Annotated in this window: 18 protein-coding genes; 11 read left to right on the plus strand and 7 right to left on the minus strand. The window is 63.7% G+C overall.

Translation table 11 applies throughout. From position 1 onward, the window contains the following. Position 1: 1 nt before the first annotated feature. From F455_RS0108150 to F455_RS0108165, 4 genes are all read left to right on the plus strand, one after another. Positions 2-403, plus strand: a complete 402-nt coding sequence (locus F455_RS0108150; protein ID WP_018972793.1) for a BlaI/MecI/CopY family transcriptional regulator — start codon at positions 2-4, stop codon at positions 401-403. Then, positions 400-2,115, plus strand: coding sequence for a TonB family protein (locus F455_RS21945; protein ID WP_018972794.1), 1,716 nt, complete (start codon positions 400-402; stop codon positions 2,113-2,115). Before F455_RS0108150 ends, F455_RS21945 begins: the two co-directional genes overlap by 4 nt. Before the next feature lie 390 nt (positions 2,116-2,505). Next, positions 2,506-3,192 carry a response regulator transcription factor gene (locus tag F455_RS0108160; RefSeq protein ID WP_018972795.1) on the plus strand — a complete coding sequence of 229 codons (687 nt, stop codon included), beginning with the start codon at positions 2,506-2,508 and terminating at the stop codon, positions 3,190-3,192. Positions 3,193-3,243: 51 nt separating this feature from the next. Then, positions 3,244-4,566: a sensor histidine kinase gene (locus F455_RS0108165; RefSeq protein WP_018972796.1), complete on the plus strand. Its 1,323-nt coding sequence runs from the start codon at positions 3,244-3,246 to the stop codon at positions 4,564-4,566. On the opposite strand, the gene F455_RS0108170 is transcribed toward F455_RS0108165, so the two are convergent. The 4 genes from F455_RS0108170 to F455_RS0108185 form a co-directional block, all read right to left on the minus strand. Next, complete coding sequence (locus F455_RS0108170; protein ID WP_018972797.1) at positions 4,563-5,222, minus strand: ATP-binding cassette domain-containing protein; 660 nt, start codon at positions 5,220-5,222, stop codon at positions 4,563-4,565. The two genes, F455_RS0108165 and F455_RS0108170, sit on opposite strands and share 4 nt — an antisense overlap. Continuing rightward, positions 5,212-5,892: a molybdate ABC transporter permease subunit gene (modB, locus tag F455_RS0108175; protein ID WP_018972798.1), complete on the minus strand. Its 681-nt coding sequence runs from the start codon at positions 5,890-5,892 to the stop codon at positions 5,212-5,214. Before modB ends, F455_RS0108170 begins: the two co-directional genes overlap by 11 nt. A gap of 5 nt (positions 5,893-5,897) precedes the next feature. Beyond that, positions 5,898-6,674, minus strand: coding sequence for a molybdate ABC transporter substrate-binding protein (modA, locus tag F455_RS0108180; protein WP_018972799.1), 777 nt, complete (start codon positions 6,672-6,674; stop codon positions 5,898-5,900). Between the two features lie 91 nt (positions 6,675-6,765). Continuing rightward, complete coding sequence (locus tag F455_RS0108185; protein WP_018972800.1) at positions 6,766-7,116, minus strand: winged helix-turn-helix domain-containing protein; 351 nt, start codon at positions 7,114-7,116, stop codon at positions 6,766-6,768. A 200-nt stretch (positions 7,117-7,316) separates the two neighbouring features. Between F455_RS0108185 and F455_RS20180 the strand changes: the two genes are divergently transcribed. From F455_RS20180 to F455_RS23440, 6 genes are all read left to right on the plus strand, one after another. Continuing rightward, positions 7,317-15,044, plus strand: a complete 7,728-nt coding sequence (locus tag F455_RS20180) for an Ig-like domain-containing protein (RefSeq protein WP_033408949.1) — start codon at positions 7,317-7,319, stop codon at positions 15,042-15,044. 130 nt (positions 15,045-15,174) lie between these two features. Further along, complete coding sequence (locus tag F455_RS0108195) at positions 15,175-15,678, plus strand: phage tail protein (protein WP_018972801.1); 504 nt, start codon at positions 15,175-15,177, stop codon at positions 15,676-15,678. A gap of 12 nt (positions 15,679-15,690) precedes the next feature. Next, the gene (locus F455_RS0108200; protein ID WP_018972802.1) at positions 15,691-16,194 is read left to right on the plus strand and encodes a phage tail protein; all 504 of its coding nucleotides are present in this window, start codon (positions 15,691-15,693) and stop codon (positions 16,192-16,194) included. A gap of 12 nt (positions 16,195-16,206) precedes the next feature. Then, the gene (locus F455_RS0108205) at positions 16,207-16,731 is read left to right on the plus strand and encodes a phage tail protein (RefSeq protein WP_018972803.1); all 525 of its coding nucleotides are present in this window, start codon (positions 16,207-16,209) and stop codon (positions 16,729-16,731) included. Between the two features lie 56 nt (positions 16,732-16,787). Beyond that, on the plus strand, positions 16,788-17,378 hold the full coding sequence (locus tag F455_RS23435; protein WP_018972804.1) for a hypothetical protein: 591 nt from the start codon (positions 16,788-16,790) through the stop codon (positions 17,376-17,378). Further along, a complete protein-coding gene (locus tag F455_RS23440) occupies positions 17,375-17,941 on the plus strand; it encodes a GNAT family N-acetyltransferase (protein ID WP_018972805.1) in 567 nt (188 codons plus the stop codon). Before F455_RS23435 ends, F455_RS23440 begins: the two co-directional genes overlap by 4 nt. Positions 17,942-17,956: 15 nt before the next feature. On the opposite strand, the gene F455_RS20190 is transcribed toward F455_RS23440, so the two are convergent. The 3 genes from F455_RS20190 to F455_RS0108230 form a co-directional block, all read right to left on the minus strand. Beyond that, positions 17,957-18,250: a DUF6916 family protein gene (locus F455_RS20190; protein WP_018972806.1), complete on the minus strand. Its 294-nt coding sequence runs from the start codon at positions 18,248-18,250 to the stop codon at positions 17,957-17,959. A gap of 5 nt (positions 18,251-18,255) precedes the next feature. After that, positions 18,256-19,086, minus strand: a complete 831-nt coding sequence (metF, locus tag F455_RS0108225) for a methylenetetrahydrofolate reductase [NAD(P)H] (protein ID WP_018972807.1) — start codon at positions 19,084-19,086, stop codon at positions 18,256-18,258. Positions 19,087-19,192: 106 nt separating this feature from the next. Next, positions 19,193-20,260, minus strand: a complete 1,068-nt coding sequence (locus F455_RS0108230) for a fatty acid desaturase (RefSeq protein WP_018972808.1) — start codon at positions 20,258-20,260, stop codon at positions 19,193-19,195. 473 nt (positions 20,261-20,733) lie between these two features. Between F455_RS0108230 and F455_RS0108240 the strand changes: the two genes are divergently transcribed. After that, a complete protein-coding gene (locus tag F455_RS0108240) occupies positions 20,734-21,183 on the plus strand; it encodes a fasciclin domain-containing protein (RefSeq protein ID WP_018972810.1) in 450 nt (149 codons plus the stop codon). The last annotated feature ends 397 nt before the right edge of the window (positions 21,184-21,580 follow it).

The raw sequence follows: 21,580 nt of genomic DNA on the forward strand, positions 1-21,580 counted from the left end.
CATGACTTCGTCAAAGCCAAGTCCTCGTCCGACCGAAGCGGAGCTCGATATCCTGCGCGTGCTCTGGGACCAGGGCGCGTGCACGGTGCGCGAAGTGCATGAGCAGCTGCACGCCGATGGCGGCGCCGGTTACACGACCGTACTTAAGCTATTGCAGATCATGCACGCGAAAGGGCTGGTGGCGCGCGACGACGCACAGCGTGCACATGTCTATCGCGCGACGGTAAGCCGGCAGCGTACGCAGAAGCGCTTCCTCTCGGAGATGGTCACGCGCCTGTTCAACGGCTCGCCCTCGCAGCTCGTACTGCATGCGCTCGGCGAGACGCCGCGTGCCTCCAAAGCCGAGCTGAGGCAGATCCGCGAGTTGCTTGATCGCATCGACGGTGGAGGCAAATCGCAATGAACGCGCTGATCGCCGAACTGGTGCCGTACGTCCATGCGGTGGGATGGACCTTGCTGCATTTTCTCTGGCAAGGGGCGTTGATCGGGTTGGCCTACGCGCTGCTGCGCAGCGTGTGCACATCCAGCGTTGTGCGCCATCGCCTCGGCATGCTTTGCCTACTGGCGATGCTCGTCTGTCCGCTGGCGACGCTCGCGCTGCTGTGGCCCGCGCCGGTCGATCCGGCCGGCCTCTCAGCGGCGGTGGCGTCCGCCTCTGCGGAGAACGTTTCCGCATTGACCGATACGCCGGCCACGGGTTTTGAAGCGTGGCTGCCTTGGTGCGTGGGCCTGTGGCTGGTCGGCGTTTGCGCGATCGCGTTGCGCTCGTTCCTGCACTGGCGCCGTCTGGCCGCGCTGGTGCGCACCGCGACCGCTCTGCCGCGCGATTGGCAGTTGCGCCTGATCGAGCTACGTCAGCGTTTCGGCATCCTGCGCCCAGTGCGTCTGCTCGCTTCGTTCGCAGTTGCCACGCCAACGCTGATCGGCTGGCTCAAGCCGACGATCCTGCTGCCGGCGAGCCTGCTCAGCGGCTTCAGCCCGGAGCAGATCGAGCTGATCCTCGCCCATGAACTGGCCCATGTGCGCCGCTACGATTACATCGCAAACCTGGTCCAGGTCATCGTCGAGACGCTGCTGTTCTATCACCCCGTCGTCCACTGGATCTGCGCCGATGTGCGCCAGCAGCGCGAACAATGCTGCGACGATCTCGTGCTCGGCGTCGGCGGTGGCGAGCGTCTAGCCTATGCGCGCACGCTGGCCGATCTGGAAGAATGGATGCAAGGCGAGTCGCGCCACGGCTTTGGCGCGACACCTGCGCTCGCTGCCAGCGGTGGCGTGCTGCTCGAACGCGTGCGTCGCATCGTCGATCCGCGTCCCGCGCAATCGCCCGGACTTCTCTCGCGTGACAACGGCATGACCTTGCCCGCCCTGGTTGCCGGCGCGGGTCTGTTGCTGGCGCTGCTGCGCCTGCACGCGCCGTCGGCGGAAGCGCTCGGCGCGGCGTTGGTGCGCGCCTCGGCGACGAACGCCGAATTGCTCGCGCTCGCGACGCTGCGCATCCACGCCGATGCATCGATCCCCGTACCGCGGATCACGCCGGCGGCGCTCGTCGTCGCGGCGCCGCCACGTGAGGCGGAGCGCCAGCCCGCAACGGTCGTACCGTCGGCATCGCAGGCGACGGAGCGAACCGAGATGCCCGCCGTGATCGCCGCCCCTCACGCCGCAGTGCCGGAAGCCGGCTCGATCTCGCCGCCGTCCGCTTCTGCGGTGGTGCAAGCGCCGGCAGCACCAGCTCCGTCGCCAGCCGTTGTCGCCGAGAAGACGCCGTCCGCTGCAATTGCGCCACCGGGACCGCAGCTGTTGCGCGTCGTGCAGCCGTCGTATCCACTCGATGCGCTGCGCAACGGCGTCGCGGGCAAGGTCGATCTGGAGTTCGAGGTCGATGCCGAAGGCCGCGTGCGCGACATCCATGTGCTCACCGCGCAACCGGCTGGCGTATTCGAGCAATCGGCGATCGCCGCATTGCGGCAGTGGCGCTTCGCGGCGCCTGCGGCGCCGGCCCGTTACACGCGCAGTTTTGCCTTCACGCACGGCAATAGTGCGGCGGAAAATTGCCATGAAATCACCGGTTCGCACATTTGCAGGCGGCCAAATTCGGAAACCGAGTCCAATTAACGAAACCAATAGATCGGCTTAACGTCGATTTAATCGAGCGATGCCTAACATCCTCGTCACTGTACTTGCTCGACACTCCCAAGGTCAGGTCAGGTGACTGGCAGGTTACGGTAATCGGGGCAGTAGCTTTAAGCCCAAGCGAGGTGCGTTCCCCCAATGGCGCCTCCTTGGGCTTTTTTATTGGGTGTTTGTCTCGCATTTCCGCCATCGCCCATGATGGCGAAAGTCAAAAAAAGCGACCATCCTGGCCGCACTTCTCACTAATATCGACTTGCTCCCGACGTCCCCGGCAAGTTTTGATGCGCGGCCGGACGGGAACTCGAAGCCTCGTGCGGCGATCCAACCACGACCGGCCGAGCAATTCGGACGCTATACGGGTAAGCTTTGCATATGCGCATACTGGTCATCGAAGACAATAGCGATATCGCCGCGAACATCGGCGACTATCTCGAGGAAAAGGGCCACACGGTCGATTTCGCCGGCGACGGTGTCACCGGCCTGCACTTGGCCATCTCGCATGACTTCGACGCGATCGTGCTCGACCTCACGCTGCCCGGCATGGACGGCCTCGAGCTCTGCCGCAAGCTGCGCCAGGAAGCACGCCGGCAGACGCCGGTGCTCATGCTCACCGCGCGCGACGCGCTCGACCAGAAGCTGACCGGTTTCGATTCCGGCGCCGACGACTACATGGTCAAGCCCTTCGCCCTGCAGGAACTCGAAGCACGCCTGTCGGTGCTCGCACGCCGCGGAAAAGGTATACAAAGCCGCGTGCTACAGGTCGCCGATCTGAGCTACAACCTCGACACGCTGATCGTCACGCGCGGCGACAAGGCGATCCAGCTCAACCCGATCGGGCTAAAGCTGCTGCAGAACCTGATGGAATCGAGCCCGTCGGTAGTAACCCGGCAGGAGCTGGAAACGCGCGTCTGGGGCGAGGAACTGCCCGACAGCGACTCCCTGCGCGTGCATATCCATGGCTTGCGCGCGGCAATCGACAAGCCGTTCGAGAAGCCGCTGATCCAGACGCGCCACGGCATCGGTTATCGCATGGTCGATCCCGACGCGGCCGCGAACTGACTGCGCAGCCTGCTTGCGTAGCGCCGACACTTCGCCGATCCTTCGGCGCGCATGAAACCCGCGAAGTTCCGCCGGCGGCTGCGCAGCCGCATCATTATTTCGTTCTTTCTGTTCGGCTTTGGGCTGACGGCTCTGTTCGCTACGGCGATCATGTATCTGCGCGCGCAGATCGAAGAGCAACTCGTCAACAACGATTTGGGTCGACAGGTTAAAAACTTCGTCGACTTCAAGCGTGACCATCCGGACGAAAACGCGCCATGGAATCCGCCGCAATACGACCCGGTGCCGTACATTGCCAATGCACGGAATTTTGCCAGGGTGCCGTTCGATCTGCAGAAGTACGACAAGACCGGGGTATACGACGTGGAGTTGCCGGCAGTGGACGGCAAGGTGCGCCCGCACAAGCTGGCGGTTTACAAGGATGCCGACTACTGGGGGTTCGTCTGGAATGACTACGGTCCGCAGAAACTCAACGAGCATCAGCTTTACCGCGGGCTTTTCCTGGGCGTGCTCCTTTTCGGCGTATTGTCGTTGTTCACCGGAATTTGGCTGTCGCGCCGTGTGATGCGGCCAGTCACGGATCTGGCGCAGCGCATCCGCACCCTGAGGCAGACCGGCAAACCGACACCGGTTGCGCCGCATTTCGCCGCCGACGAAGTCGGCGAGCTCGCCGCGGCTTTCGACGACTATTCCCGGCGCATGACCGCGATCGTCGTACGCGACCGCGACTTCAACGCCGACGTCAGCCACGAACTGCGCACGCCGCTTGCGGTGATTTCCGGCACGACCGAGCTGCTGCTCGGCTCCGACAAGATCGACGACAAGATTCGCGAACGCCTCAAGCGTATCGAGCGCGCGGCAAAACAATCGACCGAATTGACCAATGCACTGCTGCACCTGTCGCGCAGCGAGCGCAGCGCGCCGAACGATGGCGAAACGACCGACGTTGCCAAGGTTGCCGAGCAGGTTATCGACGTCTATCGCTCGCATATTGGTCGCAAACCGATCGACGTGCATCTCGTCGTCGATCAAGCGGTTGAAGTCGTCGCGCCATCATCGGTCGTCGCGGTTGCGCTGGGAAATCTGATCGGCAACGCGTTCAAGTACACGCAGAAAGGCGACGTCATCATCACGGTCGGCGCCAGGCGCGGAGTCGTCACGGTCGAGGATTCCGGCCCGGGCATCAAGCAGGAGGATGCGGACAAGCTTTTTCAGCGCGGCGTGCGCGGCGAATCCTCGACCGGCACCTCGGGCGCGGGCCTCGGTCTCGCCATCGTTATCCGCCTGTGCCAACTCTTCGATTGGCACGTTTCGCTTGCGCCGCGCCCGCAGGGCGGCGCCGTCGCCACGCTCGATTTCCGTTTGCGTTCCTAGGCCGCCCTACCGCTTTCGATAGGGACGAGACGACCGCCCAGCGCGGCCACGTCGTCGGGATCATGCGTGATCACCACCATCGGCACATCGAACTGTGCGCGCACGGCGAGCAGTTCTGCGCGCAGGCGCGCGCGCAGCGGTGCGTCGAGCGCGGCGAACGGCTCGTCGAGCAGCAGCAGGCGCGGCTTCGCCGCGAGCGCGCGGGCGAGCGCGACGCGTTGGCGCTGGCCGCCGGAGAGTTCGTGCGGATAGCTCGCTGCGAGCTTGCCGAGTGCGAAGCGTGCGAGCAGGGCGTAGACCTCGGATGGGGCGCGACGCGAATTGAATATCGTGCTGCGCGAGGTCGCGAACGCGACGTTCTGTTGCACGGTCAGGTGTGGAAACAGTGCGTAGTCCTGGAAGACGTAGCCGATGCCGCGCCGGTGTGGCGGCAGGTCGATGTTGCGCTCGGTGTCGAACAGAGTTGCATCGCCGACGCGGATCGCTCCGCGCTCGGGCCGCATCAGACCGGCGATCGCGTACAGAGTCTGTGTCTTGCCGGCGCCCGAGGGACCGAACAGCACGGTCACGTCTGCCTCGCTCGCAAACGCCAGCTCGAGGCGGAACTCGCGATCGCGTGCGCGCAGCGTTTTGGCGATGTCGACTTCAAGCCGCATTGTCATCTCCGTGACGACTTCGCTGCAGCGCCTGCGCAGCGAGCACAAGCGCGATGACGGCGACGACGAGCGCGACAAGTACGAGCGCCTGAGCGGTTGCGTCGTCGCCGGCCATGACCGCGTTGTAGATCGCGATCGATAGAGTTTGCGTGCGGCCGGGCAGCGAGCCGGCGACCATCAGCGTCGCGCCGAACTCGCCCATCGCGCGTGCGAACGCGAGCAGCGTGCCGGCGCAGATGCCGCGCCATGCCAGCGGCAGGCTGACGCGGAAGAACACCGCGGTTTCATTCAGGCCGAGCGTGCGTGCTGCGCGCTCGAGTTGCGGATCGACCTCGCGGAACGCGGCGCGCGCCGCGCGCAGGATCAGCGGAAACGCGGCCACCGCTGCGGCGATGACCGCGCCTTGCCAGGTGAAGATGAGGCTGATGCCGAAGGCATCGTGCAGCCAACTGCCGATCGCGCCGTTGCGCCCGAGCACGACGAGCAGGTAGTAGCCGAGCACGGTCGGCGGCAGCACGAGCGGCAGGGTCAGCAACGATTCGGCGGTGTCGCGCGCGAGACTGCTTTTGCGACCGAGAGCGCGCGCCGCGGCGATACCGAAGATCAGCGCCAGCAACGTCGCCAGCGCGGCAACCTTGAGTGTGAGCCAGAGTGGAGCGAGGAATTCCAAATGGGCTACGGACTGAGCGGACTGAATCCGTATTTTGCCAGCGTCGCCTGGCTGGAGGGCGTGGCGAGGAATTGCACGAAATCGCAGGCCGCAGGTTTATGCTTGCAGGCGCCGATCGCGGCGACGGGATAGCGCACGGGCGTCGCCGTCGGTACAGTCAGCGCAACTTTTACTTTGCTCGCCTGCGCGGCTGCGTCGGTTGCGTAGACGAAACCGGCCTCGGCTTCGCCGCGCGCTACGTAGTCGAGCGCCTGGCGCACGTTCTGTGCCTGCACGAATTTCGGTTGCAGCGCGTCCCACAGCTTCGCGTCGACCAGCGCTTGCTTGGCGTAGCGTCCAGCCGGCACCGAGTCGGGATTGCCGATTGCGACGTGCTTGTAGGCGTCCTGCGCGAGGTCGCCGAGTTTCGCCGGCACCGCGCCGCCGGCAGGCGTGATCAGCACAAGCGTGTTCGCGGCGAAATCGCGGCGCGAGGCCGCGTCGATGCGTCCGGCGTTCGCGGCGCGATCCATCATCGCCTCATCCGCGCTGGCGAACACGTCAGCCGGCGCACCTTGCTCGATCTGCTTGAGCAGCACGTCGGAAGCGCCGAAGTTGAGGCTCACCTGCGTGCCCGGGTGCTGCGCCTCGTAGGCGCGGGCGATGTCGGTGAACGCGTTGGTCAGGCTTGCCGCCGCGGATACGACGAGATCGTCGGCGCGCGCGCTGGTTGTGCTGGCGAAAGTGGCGCCGAGAATCAGCGCATAGTTAAACCGCGAGGGCGATCGGGAAGGGCGAGTCATGACCGGATCCGCGTCGATATGGCCAAGTGACTATATTGCTTCGCAGCGAATGTAGCTATCCCGGCGTGCGGCCGGGCTGCGGAAGGCGGAGTTAGTCAGCGAGCAAGCGCGACAGCACCCGCAGTTCTGCCGCACAGGCGAGTTTCGCCTTGCGTTCGATGTCGCGATAGGCGCGGACGACCTTTTCGCCGGTCGCAGTCAGCGTCGTGCCGCCGCCGTGTTCGCCACCCTTGTTTGCCGCGATCAGCGGCTCGGCGAAGCTGCGGTTGAGGTCGTCGGCGAGCTGCCAGGCGCGCTTGTAGCTCATGCCCATCGAGCGGCCTGCGGCGGCGATCGAGCCGGTCGCCGCGATCGCTTCGAGCAGGTCCGCCTTGCCCGGGCCGAGCGCATGCTCGGCGTCGAGCAGCAGGCGAAAGCGCAACGCAGGCGATGGATGGGCCATAAGACACAATAACGTGAAACCACCGGGAAACGTATCAGCGGATATGCTGCTGATGCATCGATTTGTGATTAGGTCTTCAAATTCTTTCGTATAATCTGAAGTACTATCAAGCATTCTGCTGCCAGGCACGGGTCCGCTGAAGGCAGCCACCATGGATTCGGGGGAATCACGTGCTGCCTATCATCCGGCGATTTGTCGCCTTGTTTGCACTGTTTGGTGCGACTTCCGTATTCGCCCAGACCTATACCTATTCGATTTACGTCGACGCTGACAACAGCGCGGCCACCGGCTGCAGCGTAAGCCTGCCGGGCGGCAACATCGCCGGCGCGGAATCGGTGCTGACCGCGACTATAAACGCGGGCTCGCCGCCGCAGGTCGCACAGGTAACCCGCAGCACCTGTGCGGGCGGCAGTTTCGGCGCGCCGGTCGGATTCGGCAACGCCGCGGTCAGCGTCGGTGCGGGTAACGGCGGGACCACGTCAATCGAACTGAGCGGAGCGCTGGCGAGCATCGCGCCCGGCGCGACGACAATCCGACTGTACGTCGTTGCACAAAGCACCGATGGCAGCGATGTCCTCCTGACCACCACAGGCGCGCCGGCCGGCGCGCCAATCCTGCTGGCGGTGAACGCGTTGCCGGGGCAGGGCGCAGTCCCCGCGCCAATGATCGGCATCCCTGCGGTGTTGCTGCTCGGGATGGCCCTGCTGCTGATCGGCTCGCGCTCGGCACGCCGGCGCATGATCAAGCGGTTGATGCTCGGCCTCGTGCTGTTCAGCGGCATCGCTGGCGGTGCCGCCCTGTTCAACTGGAACGGCGTTGCGCCGCTCGCGACGGATCTGGCCGGCGACTCCAGCAGTGGCGAAGCTGCGATCGACCTGCGTTATTTCTTCGCTGCTTTCAGCAATAACAACGTCTTCTTCCGCTTCGACGTCACCGGCGATCTCGCAACGCCGCCGCCCAAGCCCGTAGCCGTCCCGGACACCTACAACGCCACGATCAACACGCCGCTCAATGTCTCTGCTCCGGGCGTGCTGGCCAACGACACCTTGAACGGCGGCACGATCAGCGGCCATACCAACCCCACCCACGGCACGTTGGTATTCAACGCCGATGGCAGTTTTGTATACACGCCGACGACGGGCTACACAGGGCAAGACAGTTTCAACTATACGTTGACCAACGCCGGCGGCAGTTCGACCGCTCTCGTCAATATCGTCGTTCTCAACGGGCCGGCCGCAGAGCCAGACAGCTACACGACCGTCGTCGGTACCGCACTCAACGTTTCCGCGCCAGGCGTACTCGTCAACGACAATCTCGGTAATCCGAACGCAACGCTGCAATCGTTCGGTGGCGGCAGCTTGGGTGGGTCGGTGACGACGAACGCGCCTGGCGCGAGCGTTGCGCTCGGTACGTCGGGCGGCACCTTGACCTTGAATGCCAACGGCAGTCTGAGTCTGACTGCGCCGGCAACCGCCGGCACCTATACGTTCCTGTATCGCATTGGCAACGTGAAGGGGACATCCGACGCCACGGTGACGATCCAAGTCAATCAGCCACCGTCGATCACCAGTGTCGGCCCGGCGAACTTCTCGGTCGGCACAAACGGCACGTACACGATTACAACCACGGGTACGCCGACGGTCACCTCGATCACGCTGACCGGCTGCACGCTGCCGGCAGGTCTGAGCTTCTCCTACACCAGCGGCGCAACGGCGACGATCTCCGGCACGGCGACTGCCCCCGGCACGGCGAGCTGCACCGTAACCGCGAGCAATGGCGTAAGCCCGGATGCGACGCAGGCCCTCGTAGTCAATGCCACCGCGGGACCGACGGTGACGGCGGTGTCGCCGCCCAACGGCCCGACAGCGGGCGGTACCGTGGTGACGATTACCGGCGCGAACTTCACTGGCGCGACGGCGGTGAGATTCGGTGCGACGCCCGCGACGACGTTCACGGTGAATCTGCCCACGCAGATTACGGCGACGGCTCCGGCCGGCAGTTCGGGCACGGTGGACGTCACGGTGACGACGCCGAGCGGAACCAGCCCGACAGGCCCCGCCGACAAGTTCGCCTACTTCGGACCGCCGGCCAGCATCGTCGTGGCCAGTGGTACGCCGCAAAGTGCGGCGGTAGGCACGGCTTTCGCCGCGCCTTTGGTCGTGACGGTGTTGGATGCTTCGAGCAATCCCGTGCCTGGCGCGACAGTCACTTTCACCGCGCCCGCGAGCGGCGCGAGTGCGAACCTCGGTGTGGCGGCGGTGACGAACGCGAGTGGCCAGACCCAGGTGACCGCAACCGCCAACAACACCACCGGCGCGTATTCGGTGAGCGCAAGCGTGAGTGGTGTGGTGACCCCGGCGACGTTCTCGTTGACCAACACCGCCGCAGGAGCAACGCACTTTGTTGTCAGTGCACCCGCGACGGCGACCGCGGGCACGGCGTTCAATTTCACCGTGACGGCTTTGGACCAGTTCAACAACACGGCCACGGGCTATGCCGGGACAGTGCACTTCACGAGCACCGATGGGCAGGCAGTGCTGCCGGCGGACTCGACCTTGAGCAGCGGCGTAGGCACGTTCTCGGCCACGTTGAAGACAGTGGGCAGCCAGACGCTCACGGCGACGGATACGGTGACGGCATCGATCACCGGTACGTCAGGCGCGGTCACAGTGAGTGCCGCTGCCGCGACGCACTACTCGGTCAGTGCCGCTGCCTCGGCGATCGCGGGCACGGCGTTCAATTTCACCGTGACGGCGCTGGATCCGTTCAACAACACGGCCACGGGCTATGCCGGGACGGTGCACTTCACGAGCACGGATGCACAAGCGGTGTTGCCGGCTAACTCGACCTTGACCAATGGTGTAGGCACGTTCTCGGCCACGTTGAAGACGGCGGGCAGCCAGACGCTCACGGCGACGGATACGGTGACCGCATCGATTACCGGCACGTCGAACACGATCGCGGTCGGTGCCACTGCGGCGACGCACTACACCGTCAGCGCCCCTGCATCGGCGGCGCCAGGTATTGCGTTCAATTTCACCGTGACCGCGCAGGACCAGTTCAACAACACGGCTACGGGCTATGCCGGAACGGCGCACTTCACGAGCACCGACGGGCAAGCGGTACTGCCGGCGGACTCGACTTTGACCAACGGTACGGGCACGTTCTCGGCCACGTTGAAGACGGTGGGCAGCCAGACGCTCACGGCGACGGATACGGTGACGGCATCGATCACCGGTACATCGAGCACCATTACCGTGAATGCCGGTGCAGCGACGCACTACACCGTCAGTGCCCCTGCGACGGCGACGGCGGGTACGGCGTTCAATTTCACCGTGACGGCTTTGGACCAATTCAATAATACCGCCACGGGCTATAGCGGCACGGCGCATTTTACGAGCACGGATGCACAAGCGATGCTGCCGGCTAACTCGACCTTGACCAATGGCGTAGGCACATTCTCGGCCACGTTGAAGACGGTGGGCAGCCAGACGCTCACGGCGACGGATACGGTAACCGCATCGATCACGGGTACGTCAGGCGCGGTCACAGTGAGCGCCGCTGCCGCGACGCACTACTCGGTCAGTGCCCCTGCCTCGGCGATCGCAGGCACGGCGTTCAATTTCACCGTGACGGCGCTGGATCCGTTCAACAACACGGCCACGGGCTATGCGGGGACGGTACACTTTACGAGCCCCGATGGGCAGGCAGTGCTGCCGGCGAACTCGACCTTGACCAATGGCGTAGGCACGTTCTCGGCCACGTTGAAGACGGCGGGTGGCCAGACGCTCACGGCGACGGATACGGTGACCGCGGCGATTACCGGCACATCGAACACGATCACGGTCGGTGCTACCGCAGCGACGCATTACTCGATCAGCGCCCCTGCGTCGGCTACGGCGGGCACGGCGTTCAATTTCACCGTGACAGCGCTGGATCCATTCAACAACACGGATACCGGTTATGCCGGAACGGCGCACTTCACGAGCACCGATGGGCAGGCAGTGCTGCCGGCGGACTCGACCTTGACCAACGGTACGGGCACGTTCTCGGCCACGTTGAAGACGGTGGGCAGCCAGACACTCACGGCGACGGATACGGTAACGGCATCGATCACCGGTACATCGGGCGCCATTACCGTGAATGCCGGAGCAGCGACGCATTACACCGTTAGTGCCCCTGCGACGGCGACCGCGGGCACGGCCTTCAGCTTCACCGTGACGGCTTTGGACCAATTCAATAATACCGCCACGGGCTATGCCGGCACGGTGCACTTCACGAGCACGGATGCACAAGCGGTACTGCCGGCGGACTCGACCTTGACCAACGGTACGGGCACATTCTCGGCGACGTTGAAGACGGTGGGCAGCCAGACGCTCACTGCGACAGATACGGTGACCGCATCGATCACCGGTACATCGGGCACCGTCACAGTCAATGCCGCTGCAGCAACGCACTTCACAGTCAGCGCGCCTGCGTCGACGACCGCGAACACGGCTTTCAGCTTCACCGTGACGGCTTTGGACCAGTTCAACAACACAGCCACGGCCTATAGCGGCACGGTGCACTTCACGAGCACGGACGCGCAAGCGGTGCTGCCGGCGAACTCGACCTTGACCAATGGCGTAGGTACGTTCTCGGCCACGCTGAAGACGGGCGGCAACCAGACGCTCACGGCGACCGATACGGTTACCGCTTCGATTACCGGAACATCGGGCCCGATCCAGGTCCAGGTGCCACCGCAGATCACGAGCGCAAACTCGACCACCTTCATACCGGGCGTGGCGGGTACGTTCTCGGTCACGACCACCGGCTTCCCTACCGGCGCCTCGATGTTGATCAGCGAGATCGGCGCGCTGCCTGCGGGCGTCAATTTCGTCAACAACAATAACGGCACCGCGACCCTCTCCGGTACGCCTGGGGCGCTTTCGCAGAACGGCTCGCCGTATGCGCTGACGATCACTGCGAATAATGGCATCGCGCCGAACGCGACGCAGGGCTTTACGCTCAACGTCGTCTGCCCAACGATCACCGTCAGCGGTACGATCGCCGACCAGACCTACAACACGGCGATGAGCGCGGCGACGTTCTCACAGAGTGGCGGCCACGGGACGATCACCTGGACCGCGAGCGGCTTGGCGCCGGGCGAGTCGATCGGCGCGGGGAACGGCCAGGTCACCGGCACCCCGACCAACACCGGCACGTTCACCGCGAGCGTCACTGCGACCGACGCGTACGGCTGCAGCGGCTCGGGTACAGCCACCTACCACGTCAATCCGAAGGCGAGCAACGACGCCTACAACGCGCTCGGCAACGTGCTGGTCAATTCGGCCAACGGTGCGCCCGCGTTCGCGGTCACCGACAACGACAGCTTCCCCGCCGGCACCACGATCAGTGCGTTCGATGCGACCTCGACCGGCGGCGGCGCGGTGACCATGGTCACTTCCGGTGCGAACATCGGTCAGTTCACCTACGATCCGCCGACCGGCGCGAACAGCGGCACCGACACGTTCACTTACACGCTGTCCAGCAACGGCCGCACTGCGACCGGCACGGTGACCTTTGCGATCACAGCACGCGTTTGGTTCATCAACAACACGGCGGGTGCCTGCTCGTCCACCTGCGACGGCCGCCAGAGCCATCCGTTCACCAACACGTCGACGTTCCAGACGGCCAACACCGGCCTAGCGCTCAAGCCCGGGGCGAACGATCCGATCTTCATCTACACCGGCGGTTCGGCCTACAGCGGCACGATCACGCTGCTCAACGGCCAGCGCCTGATCGGGCAAGGCGCGTCGAGCACGCTCTCGACGCTCGGTGCGGTGTTCCCGCAGCCTGGCCAATCACTGCCGTCGACCGGCGGCGCGGCGCCGAACCTGACCAGCTCGGGCACAACGATCACGACCGGCAGCGGCAACTTCATCCATGGTCTGAACCTCGGCAACGCGACTACGGCGCTCGCCGGCACCAACTTCGGCACGCTGACGATCAACAGTAACGTCGCGATCAACAGCAACGGTCAGGCCTTGAACTTGAATAACGGCACGTTGACCGCGACGATCGAAAGCATCACCTCGACCGGCGGCGCCAACAACATCAAACTGATCAGCGTCGCGGGCACGTCGACCTTCCAGCACGCCGGCATCGGCGGCGCGCTCACCGGTGCGACCGGCACCGCGTTCCTGATGGGCTCGGGGGTGGCGAGCTCGGGCGGCACGTTGACGGTCGACTACGACGGTACGATCACCGCCAGCGCCGGTCAGTCGCCGGTGATCCTGCAGAACCGCACCAACGGCACGGTCACGCTGAACGGCGCGATCAACTCGACCGCGCTCGGCGTGCAGTTGCTGAGCAATACCGGCGCGACCACGGCGCTCACCGGCAAGCTGACGCTCGCCACCGGCGCCAACGCGGCGTTCACCGCGACCGGCGGCGGCACGATCAGCGCGACCGACGCTACGAGCACACTGACCACCACCACGGGCACGGCGCTCAACGTCGCCAATACGGCGATTGCCGCCGGCAACCTGATCTTCAAGAGCATCAGCGCCAACGGTGCGGTCAACGGCATCGTACTGAACAGCACGGGCTTGACCGGTGGTCTGACAGTCACGGGCGATGGCGGCGCGGTGTCGAACGGCTCGGGCGGCACGATCCAAGCCACGACTGGCGACGCGATCCTCATGACGAACGTGGCAAAAATCAGCCTCGGTTACATGAACATCACCAACCCCGGGCTAACCGGAATCAAGGTGATCCCAGTAGGCTGGACGCTCTCGCCGGCAAACTCATCAACGTCGAACGGTGTGACGAACTTCACTTTGAACCGCTGCAACATTTCCGACAACGCGGGCTCAGTTGCCGCTGACGACGGCCTGACGCTTTCGAACGCAAGCGGCAACGTCACGCTCACCAACAACTCTTTCAACGCCGCTCGACACCAGGGTGTCACGGTCGATAATTTCAGCGTCAACATGGCGAGCTTCACGATGACCGGCAACACGGTGAGCAACACGCCGGGTGGTGACGGCATGCTGATGCAGATGCGTGGAACCTCAGTGATGACGACGGGCGCGATCGGCGGTGCGACCGCGGCGCTCGGCAACACGTTCTCGAGCAACTCGGCGACCGGCCTGCAGATCGCCAACGCCGATACCGGGAATATTCAGAGCATGAATATTCAGAACAATACGATCAGCAACAACAATGCCGGTACCGATCTCGATCTGGGCCAGTCTTCCAGCTACAACATCACCGTGCAGAACAACAATTTCCAGAACCAGCACACACAAGTCATCAACATGGTCCAATCGACTGGGTCTACGGCCGGATCGCTCACCGCGTTAATCAAGAACAACACGATCGGCACGCAAGGAACTCTCGATTCGGGTTCGGCGATCGGCAGCGGTATCCGCGTGGCGAACGGCGCGGTGAACGTCGCAGTGACGATCGATTCGAACCAGATCCGCGAGGTCCCGAACGCGAGCGGCATCGAGCTCGGCGCACAGGCCTACACGGTGAACGGCAACGTCAAGTACAAGATCGTCAACAACACGATCCCACGGCCCACGGGCACCAACCAAGCCGTGTGCGGGCCGACCGCGCCGTGTCCGCTTCCGTCGATCTTCCTGCTTTCCGACAGCAACGGTGTCGGTGGGTTCGATCACCTGTGCACTCAGATCAGCGGCAATTCGGCCTACGATCCGTCCTCGTGGGCGTTGGGTGCGGGCCAATCGGCGTTCTATTTCGCGCGGCGCACGAGCGCGTCCAACACACTGCAACTCGAGGGCACGCAGGCGAACGTGACCAGCCAGATCACAACGACCAATACGATCACGAACCTCACGACGCCGCCGGGCGTGATCGACGAGAACACTTCGGGAACGGTGACGATCGTTCCAGCGGGTACGTGCGGCAGTTTCCCATAACGAGAAACTGCCACCGAGAGCGAGGGGAAATCGAAGTTTGAGGTGGTATCCGTGGTTTCGGATGCCGTGATGTACCGGCGTCGCCCGTGCGGCGGCGCTGGCGACCGTTCACCGTTGATGGAGGTGCGATATGGCCGAACCGTTTCTGAGCGAGATCCGCATCATGAGCTTCGGGTTCCCGCCGAAAGGCTGGGCGTTGTGCGACGGGCAGTTGCTGCCCATCAATCAAAACCAGGGGTTGTTCTCTCTGTTGGGGACGACTTACGGTGGCGATGGTCGCGTCAATTTCGGCCTGCCCAACTTGCAGGGCCGGGTGCCGATCCATATGGGCAACAGCCATACGCTCGGAGAACGCGGTGGCGAACAAGCGCATACGCTCAGCATCTCCGAAATCCCGACGCACACCCATGTGCTAAATGGCAGCAGCAACGCGGGAACACTGGCCATCGCGCCCGGCAACCTAAGTGGCAGCTCGGCGTCACAGGCCTACCAGGCCCCCGACAGCAATATGGTCGCGATGGCGCCCGGCAGCATCGCCAACGTCGGTGGTAGCCAGGCGCATCTAAACATGCAGCCATTCCTGGTGCTGAATTTCAGCATCGCGCTGCAGGGCATCTTCCCGAGCCAGACCTGACGGAGACGAACCATGGCACAGCCTTACGTTGGCGAGATCCGCATGTTTGCCGGCAATTTCGCACCGGCCGGGTGGATGTTCTGTGAAGGACAATTGCTTCCGATTTCGGAATACGAGACGCTGTTCAACCTGATCGGTACGACCTACGGCGGCGACGGCCAGTCGACGTTCGCGCTGCCCGACTTGCGCGGTCGCGTGCCTTTGCATTTCGGCAACGGCTTCACGCTCGCTGAGACCGGCGGCGTCGAAACGGTCACCCTGACCGTGTCGCAAATCCCGGCGCACACACATCCACTACTCGCGACGAGCACCCTCGCCACGCAGCAGAACGTGCAGGGCAACGTGTATGCGGAAGCGACGCTGTTCAATCCGTACATCAACGTGGCGCCGGCGGCAGCAATGTCGCCGCTCGCCGTGGGCAGCGTCGGCGGCAGCCAGCCGCACGACAATTTTCAGCCCTATCTGTGCGTGGATTTCATCATCTCGCTGTTCGGCATCTTCCCCTCACAAACCTGAGCGAGCACCGTCATGGACCCATTCGTTGCTGAAATCAGAATCTTCCCGTTCAATTTCCCGCCCAAGGGTTGGGCGTTCTGCGACGGCCAGATTCTGCCGCTGTCGCAGAATACCGCGCTGTTCTCGCTACTCGGCACCACCTACGGCGGCGATGGTAAGTCGAATTTCGCTCTGCCGGACATGCAAGGCAATGCGCCTATGCATCCCGGGCAGGGACCTGGCCTGTCGCTGCACGATCTCGGCGAGACCGGCGGCTCCGATACAGTGACGCTGCTCGAGTCCGAAATCCCGTCGCATTCGCATAGCCTGATGAGTTCGACAGTGAACTCCAGCAAGCCCTCACCGGGCGGCAATGCGCTTGCGCGTGTCACCGGCGCCACACCGTACGTGGCCGGCACGCCGGCTCCGCCGCTGTCGCAATTCAGCAGCAACGCACTCGCGCCGGCCGGCGGCGACCAGCCGCACAACAATATGCAGCCGTATCTGACATTGAATTTCTGTATCGCGCTGCAAGGCGTATATCCTCCGCGCACGTAAGCCGGAAATTTCCACAGGGGAAAGTTTTTTTCATGCCGATTAACCGACGACGTTTTTTGACAACCCCTCTGCTCGCGCTCGGCGCGGGTGCATGTCTGGGGGCCGGGGTCATCGCGCATGCGAAAACTTCCGCGAACGGCCCGTTGCGATTCACGCTGTTGCGTCTGCAGGGCAGCGATGGCAGTGCGGCCGACGCGCAACGGCGCGGCCGGGTGTGGGAGAGCGCGGAACGAGAGAACGGCCCCGCGCTCGCGCGCATCACCGTACATGGTTTCGTTCCTGCATCGGTGTTCGGCCCGAGCGCGGCCTTGGTGCAGAACCTGTTCGGCGACGCCGGCGAACCGGTTCACGATCTGTATCGGTATTTCGCAGCTCCGCATCTGGCGAACAGCCGGGCGGTCGGTTTCGATGCGGTCGCCGGAGCGTTCGCGGGTTTTCGCGTGAGTCTGACCCAGGCCGAAGGAGAGCCGGCTCAGGTCGGCGAATTCCGCATGCCGCGTCTGCGTCCCGGTCTCTATGCACTGGTCGCCGACGATGTCATGCTGCCCGGAAAGTATACTTTTACCGGCGAGCTAGCGCGGCCCCTAGCGGGCGTGTTCGGTATCGTGCCGAACCACCTCGTCTTCAGCGTGGCGGAAAGCGTTTGACCGTTGGGTTCGGCACGGCCAACGGCGAGTCGCTCGCTGTCGCGCTGCAACGTGCATGCCCCGACATCGGGCTGCATCCCGAGCATGACGGTGACCTGGATTTCCTGCGCGGCCTCTACGCGAGCGTACGTGCGCCGGAACTCGCGCCGATCGACTGGAGCGAGCAGCGCAAGCGCGAGTTCACCGATGCGCAGTTCGCTCTGCAGGGCAGCCACTATCGCGAGCACTATCCCGGTGCGGAATTCCTCGTCGTCGAGCACGCCGGCGTGCCGATCGGCAGGTTCTACCTGTGCCGCTTCGCGCACGAGATCCGGGTGATGGACATTGCCCTGGTCGAGGCACGCCGCAATGCCGGCATCGGTACGCGCCTGATGCGCGCGCTGCTCGGCGTGGCCGATGCGGAAGGCCGCAGCGTGACCTTGCATGTCGAGCCCGACAATCCTGCGCAACATCTGTACCGCAGACTCGGGTTCGCCCTGATCGAGCCGCGCGGCGTCTACGATTTTCTGGGTCGCCCGTTGCCGGTGACGGCGTCGGCAACGCGCGCGTCGCCGGACAGGTGACGGACGCCGATTACGTCAGTTGAAAATGATTTCGTAGCACATGCCCTGTCCGTCCGGACCGACCGGCACGGTGAACAGGTCGAGCGGCCCATGCACGGGATGCTCGTAGCGGAACGTGCCCTGCGGCAACGAGGCACGCGCACCCTTGTCGCGCAGGAGCAGCGCAAACGGCGGCGCGGCCCGTTGTGAGCGCGCCGGCAACGCACGCACTCCGGCCACTTCGAAGTCGATGCGCTTGTCGCCGTGCACCATGGCCAGGCGATGCTCCGGCAGGGTTTCGAAATCGGCGGCGGAAAGTCGATCGATCATGCTGGTTATCTCAATCCGATGCGCTCGCAGATCGCGAGCGTAGCCTTGGCCCGGTTCAGAGTGTAGAAGTGTATCCCCGGAACGCCGCCGGCGATCAGTTTTTCGCAGAGCTGGGCGACGACATCGGCACCGAATTCTCGGATCGAGTCGGCGTCGTCGCGAAACGCTTCTAGGCGCTTGGCGATCCAGCGCGGGATCTCGGCGCCGCACATGTCCGAAAAGCGCTTGAGCTGCGAGTACTGCGTGATCGGCATGATTCCCGGCGTGATCGGCACCGTGATGCCTGCCTTGCGTGCATCGTCGACGAAGCGGAAATACGCGTCGGCATTGAAGAAGTACTGCGTGATCGCGCCGTTCGCGCCGGCATCGACCTTGCGTTTGAAGTTGGCGAGGTCGCTGTGCGCGTCGCCCGACTGCGGGTGCATCTCCGGGTACGCGGCGACTTCAATGTGGAAGAAACCATCGTGGTCGTGGCGGATGTATTCGACCAGGTCGCTCGCGTAGTGGAACTCGCCATAGCTCGCCATGCCCGAGGGCAGGTCGCCGCGCAGGGCGACGATGCGCCGGCAGCCCATCGCCTTGTAGCTGTCGAGCAGCTTGCCGATTTCCGCGCGCGTGCCGCCGACGCAGGACAGGTGCGGCGCCGCGTCGAGACCGTGTTCTTCGCGCAGATGGCGCACGGTTTCCGGCGTATAGCTCAGTGTCGAGCCACCCGCACCGAATGTGCAGCTCACGTATTCGGGCTTGAGCGCCTTGAGTTTCGGCAGCGCCGCTTCGAGCGTCGCCCGTTGTTCGTCGGTTTTCGGCGGGAAGAATTCGAAGCTGATCGGCGTCATCGTGGCGGGGCGAAGTTTGCTCAGGCCGGAAGTATATATCTCTTTGTCGCGATGAAGCGATATTTGCTTCAAATACGGGGTTCCGACCGGCACAGCCACGAAGCGATCACGACATGGGTGCGGCCCGCTCCGACGCGGCGCGCTGCTCCCTGCGGCGCTGCCGGATCGGGGCGAATCCGATCAGCTTCTTGGTTTTCTCGTCCCACAGCCGCAGCGTCAGCGTGCGCAAGCTTGCGACGAACGTGATCGGCTTGACCTGCCTGAACAGCGGATCGGCGTCGTGACAGGTCTGGAGATAGTAGTTCGGAATCCGCGGGCTCAGATGGTGGATGTGATGAAAGCCGATGTTGCCCGAGAACCATTGCGCGATCGCGGGCAATTTGTAGAACGAGCTGCCGCGCAGGGCGGCGGCGGTGTAGTTCCATTGGTCGCCGCGCTCCCAATACGCGTCCTCGAACTGGTGCTGGACGTAGAACATCCAGACGCCTCCGGCGCCGGCCACCATGGTCACAGTCAACTGGATCAGAAGATACGCCCCGATGCCGAAGATCCAGCTCATCGCGACGACGAAGCAGGCCACCGCGAGGTTGATCCACCAGACCGAATGGCGTTCGCGGCGCCCCTCGGTCGAGGGTATGCGCTGGATGACGAGGAACAGGACCAAAGGCGCAACGAGAAGCAGAACGAACGGGTTGCGCACGAGCCGATAAGCGAACCGCTTGCGCTTCGACGATTCCAGGTACTCCTGCACCGTCATCGTCCACACGTCACCCTTGCCGCGCTTGTCCAGATGTCCCGCGGTGCCGTGATGGATCGCGTGCTCCCAGCGCCATTGGTAGTACGGCGTGAACGTCAGCACGCCGGCAATGATGCCAAGCACGTCGTTGGCGCGCCTCGATCCAAAGAACGAGCCGTGTCCGCAATCGTGGAAGATGATGAAGATGCGCACGAGAAAGGCGCCGGCGAGCATGGCCAGCAGTATCGTCAACCACCATGACACACCCAGACTGAGATACATCAAGCCCCATAGCATCGCGTACGGGACGAACGTGTTCGCCACCTGCCATAGTGCCCGCGGCGTCGACGGCTGCTGGTACCGCGCGACGGCGCGCTGCCATGCCGGCTTGCCCCCGAAGTCGACTTCGGCGGCCGCCGTTGGCTGTTCTGCAATCATGGGTCGAATTCCACTGCGCCGTGCCGGCGCGTAGCGATGGATGTGGTCAATATACTAGACCGCGTGTGAACAAGTTGGTTTCCATGAAATTCCGACCGAAAGAACCGAGCCGGGCTGCGATTGTGAAATTCGCGCGGGAGTATGTGCGCGCCGGTTGATCGATTCGGTTCTGCTGTGCACGCCGACGCGATTTCTCCCGCTGCATTCGCGTCTGAATACTGTGAAATTGTATACAAAGAAAAAGGTATGCGCTTCGGAAAACACCGCGCAGGTTCGCGTGCGTCACGCCAAACTAACAACAGCAAGCGCATACTCTGCGATGCACTACGACGCAAGGTCGTAACGGCCACTCAGCCGCGCTGCGCTTCCATCACCAATCGCTTCTGAGCCTCGCACTCCTTCACCGAGGGAGTATCGGCTTCGGCCGTCCCGAGATTGGGCATCAGCGCCTGTCTCTCCAAGAGGTCATCATCATGAACAACCAATCCAACACTCCTTCCACCCAGAACCTCGTCGACACCGCCGCGGCAAACGGCTCCTTCAAGACCTTCGGCCAGGCCGTCGAGAAAGCCGCGCTCAGCGACACGCTGCGCGGGCCCGGTCCCTTCACCGTTTTCGCGCCCACCGACGCGGCGTTCGAGAAACTGCCGCCCGGCAAGCTCGAGCATCTGTTCAAGCCGGAAAACAAGGAAGAACTCGTGGGCGTGGTCAACTACCACGTGCTCAAAGGCCAGAAGAGTTCCGCAGACATCGGCAAGTGGAACGCGGCAAGAATGGTCCAGGGTCAATCGGCACCGATCACGCAGAGCGACGGCAAGGTCAGTATTGACGGGGCCCAGGTCGTCGTCGCCGACGTCGCGTCGAGCAACGGCGTGATCCACGGCATCGACAAGGTCAACATACCTGCGCCGACCGCGCATTGAAGCGGATCTAACGTCACAGCCACGGCAGGGAGCGATCCCTGCCGTTTTTGTTCGTGGAATTCGATGCGGGGTGAAGCGACGCCAGTTCTAAAAAAACCGCGTACATCGTTTTGTTGCTGATGACGCGCTGCCTCGATCAGAACGGCAGAAGTTGGAATTTACCACGCGATATGTCGTTGGACGCTAGGAAATTCCCGCATGCGCAGGCCTTGTGCATGGTCTTGCTGTCGCGTTCTCGATCGGGTTTACTTCGATTCTCGGCTGATGCGACTGGGCTGCTTGTCCGGAGATCTGCCGATCGAACAATGGGGTTTGTCAAACGGACAAATGTAATTGGCTTTCGGGGGGCAGGCTGAACAATGTCGTACAACAAGGGGACGGGGATCGCTGGATTGCC

It is taken from the genome of Rudaea cellulosilytica DSM 22992, from assembly GCF_000378125.1.
Classification (GTDB): domain Bacteria; phylum Pseudomonadota; class Gammaproteobacteria; order Xanthomonadales; family Rhodanobacteraceae; genus Rudaea; species Rudaea cellulosilytica.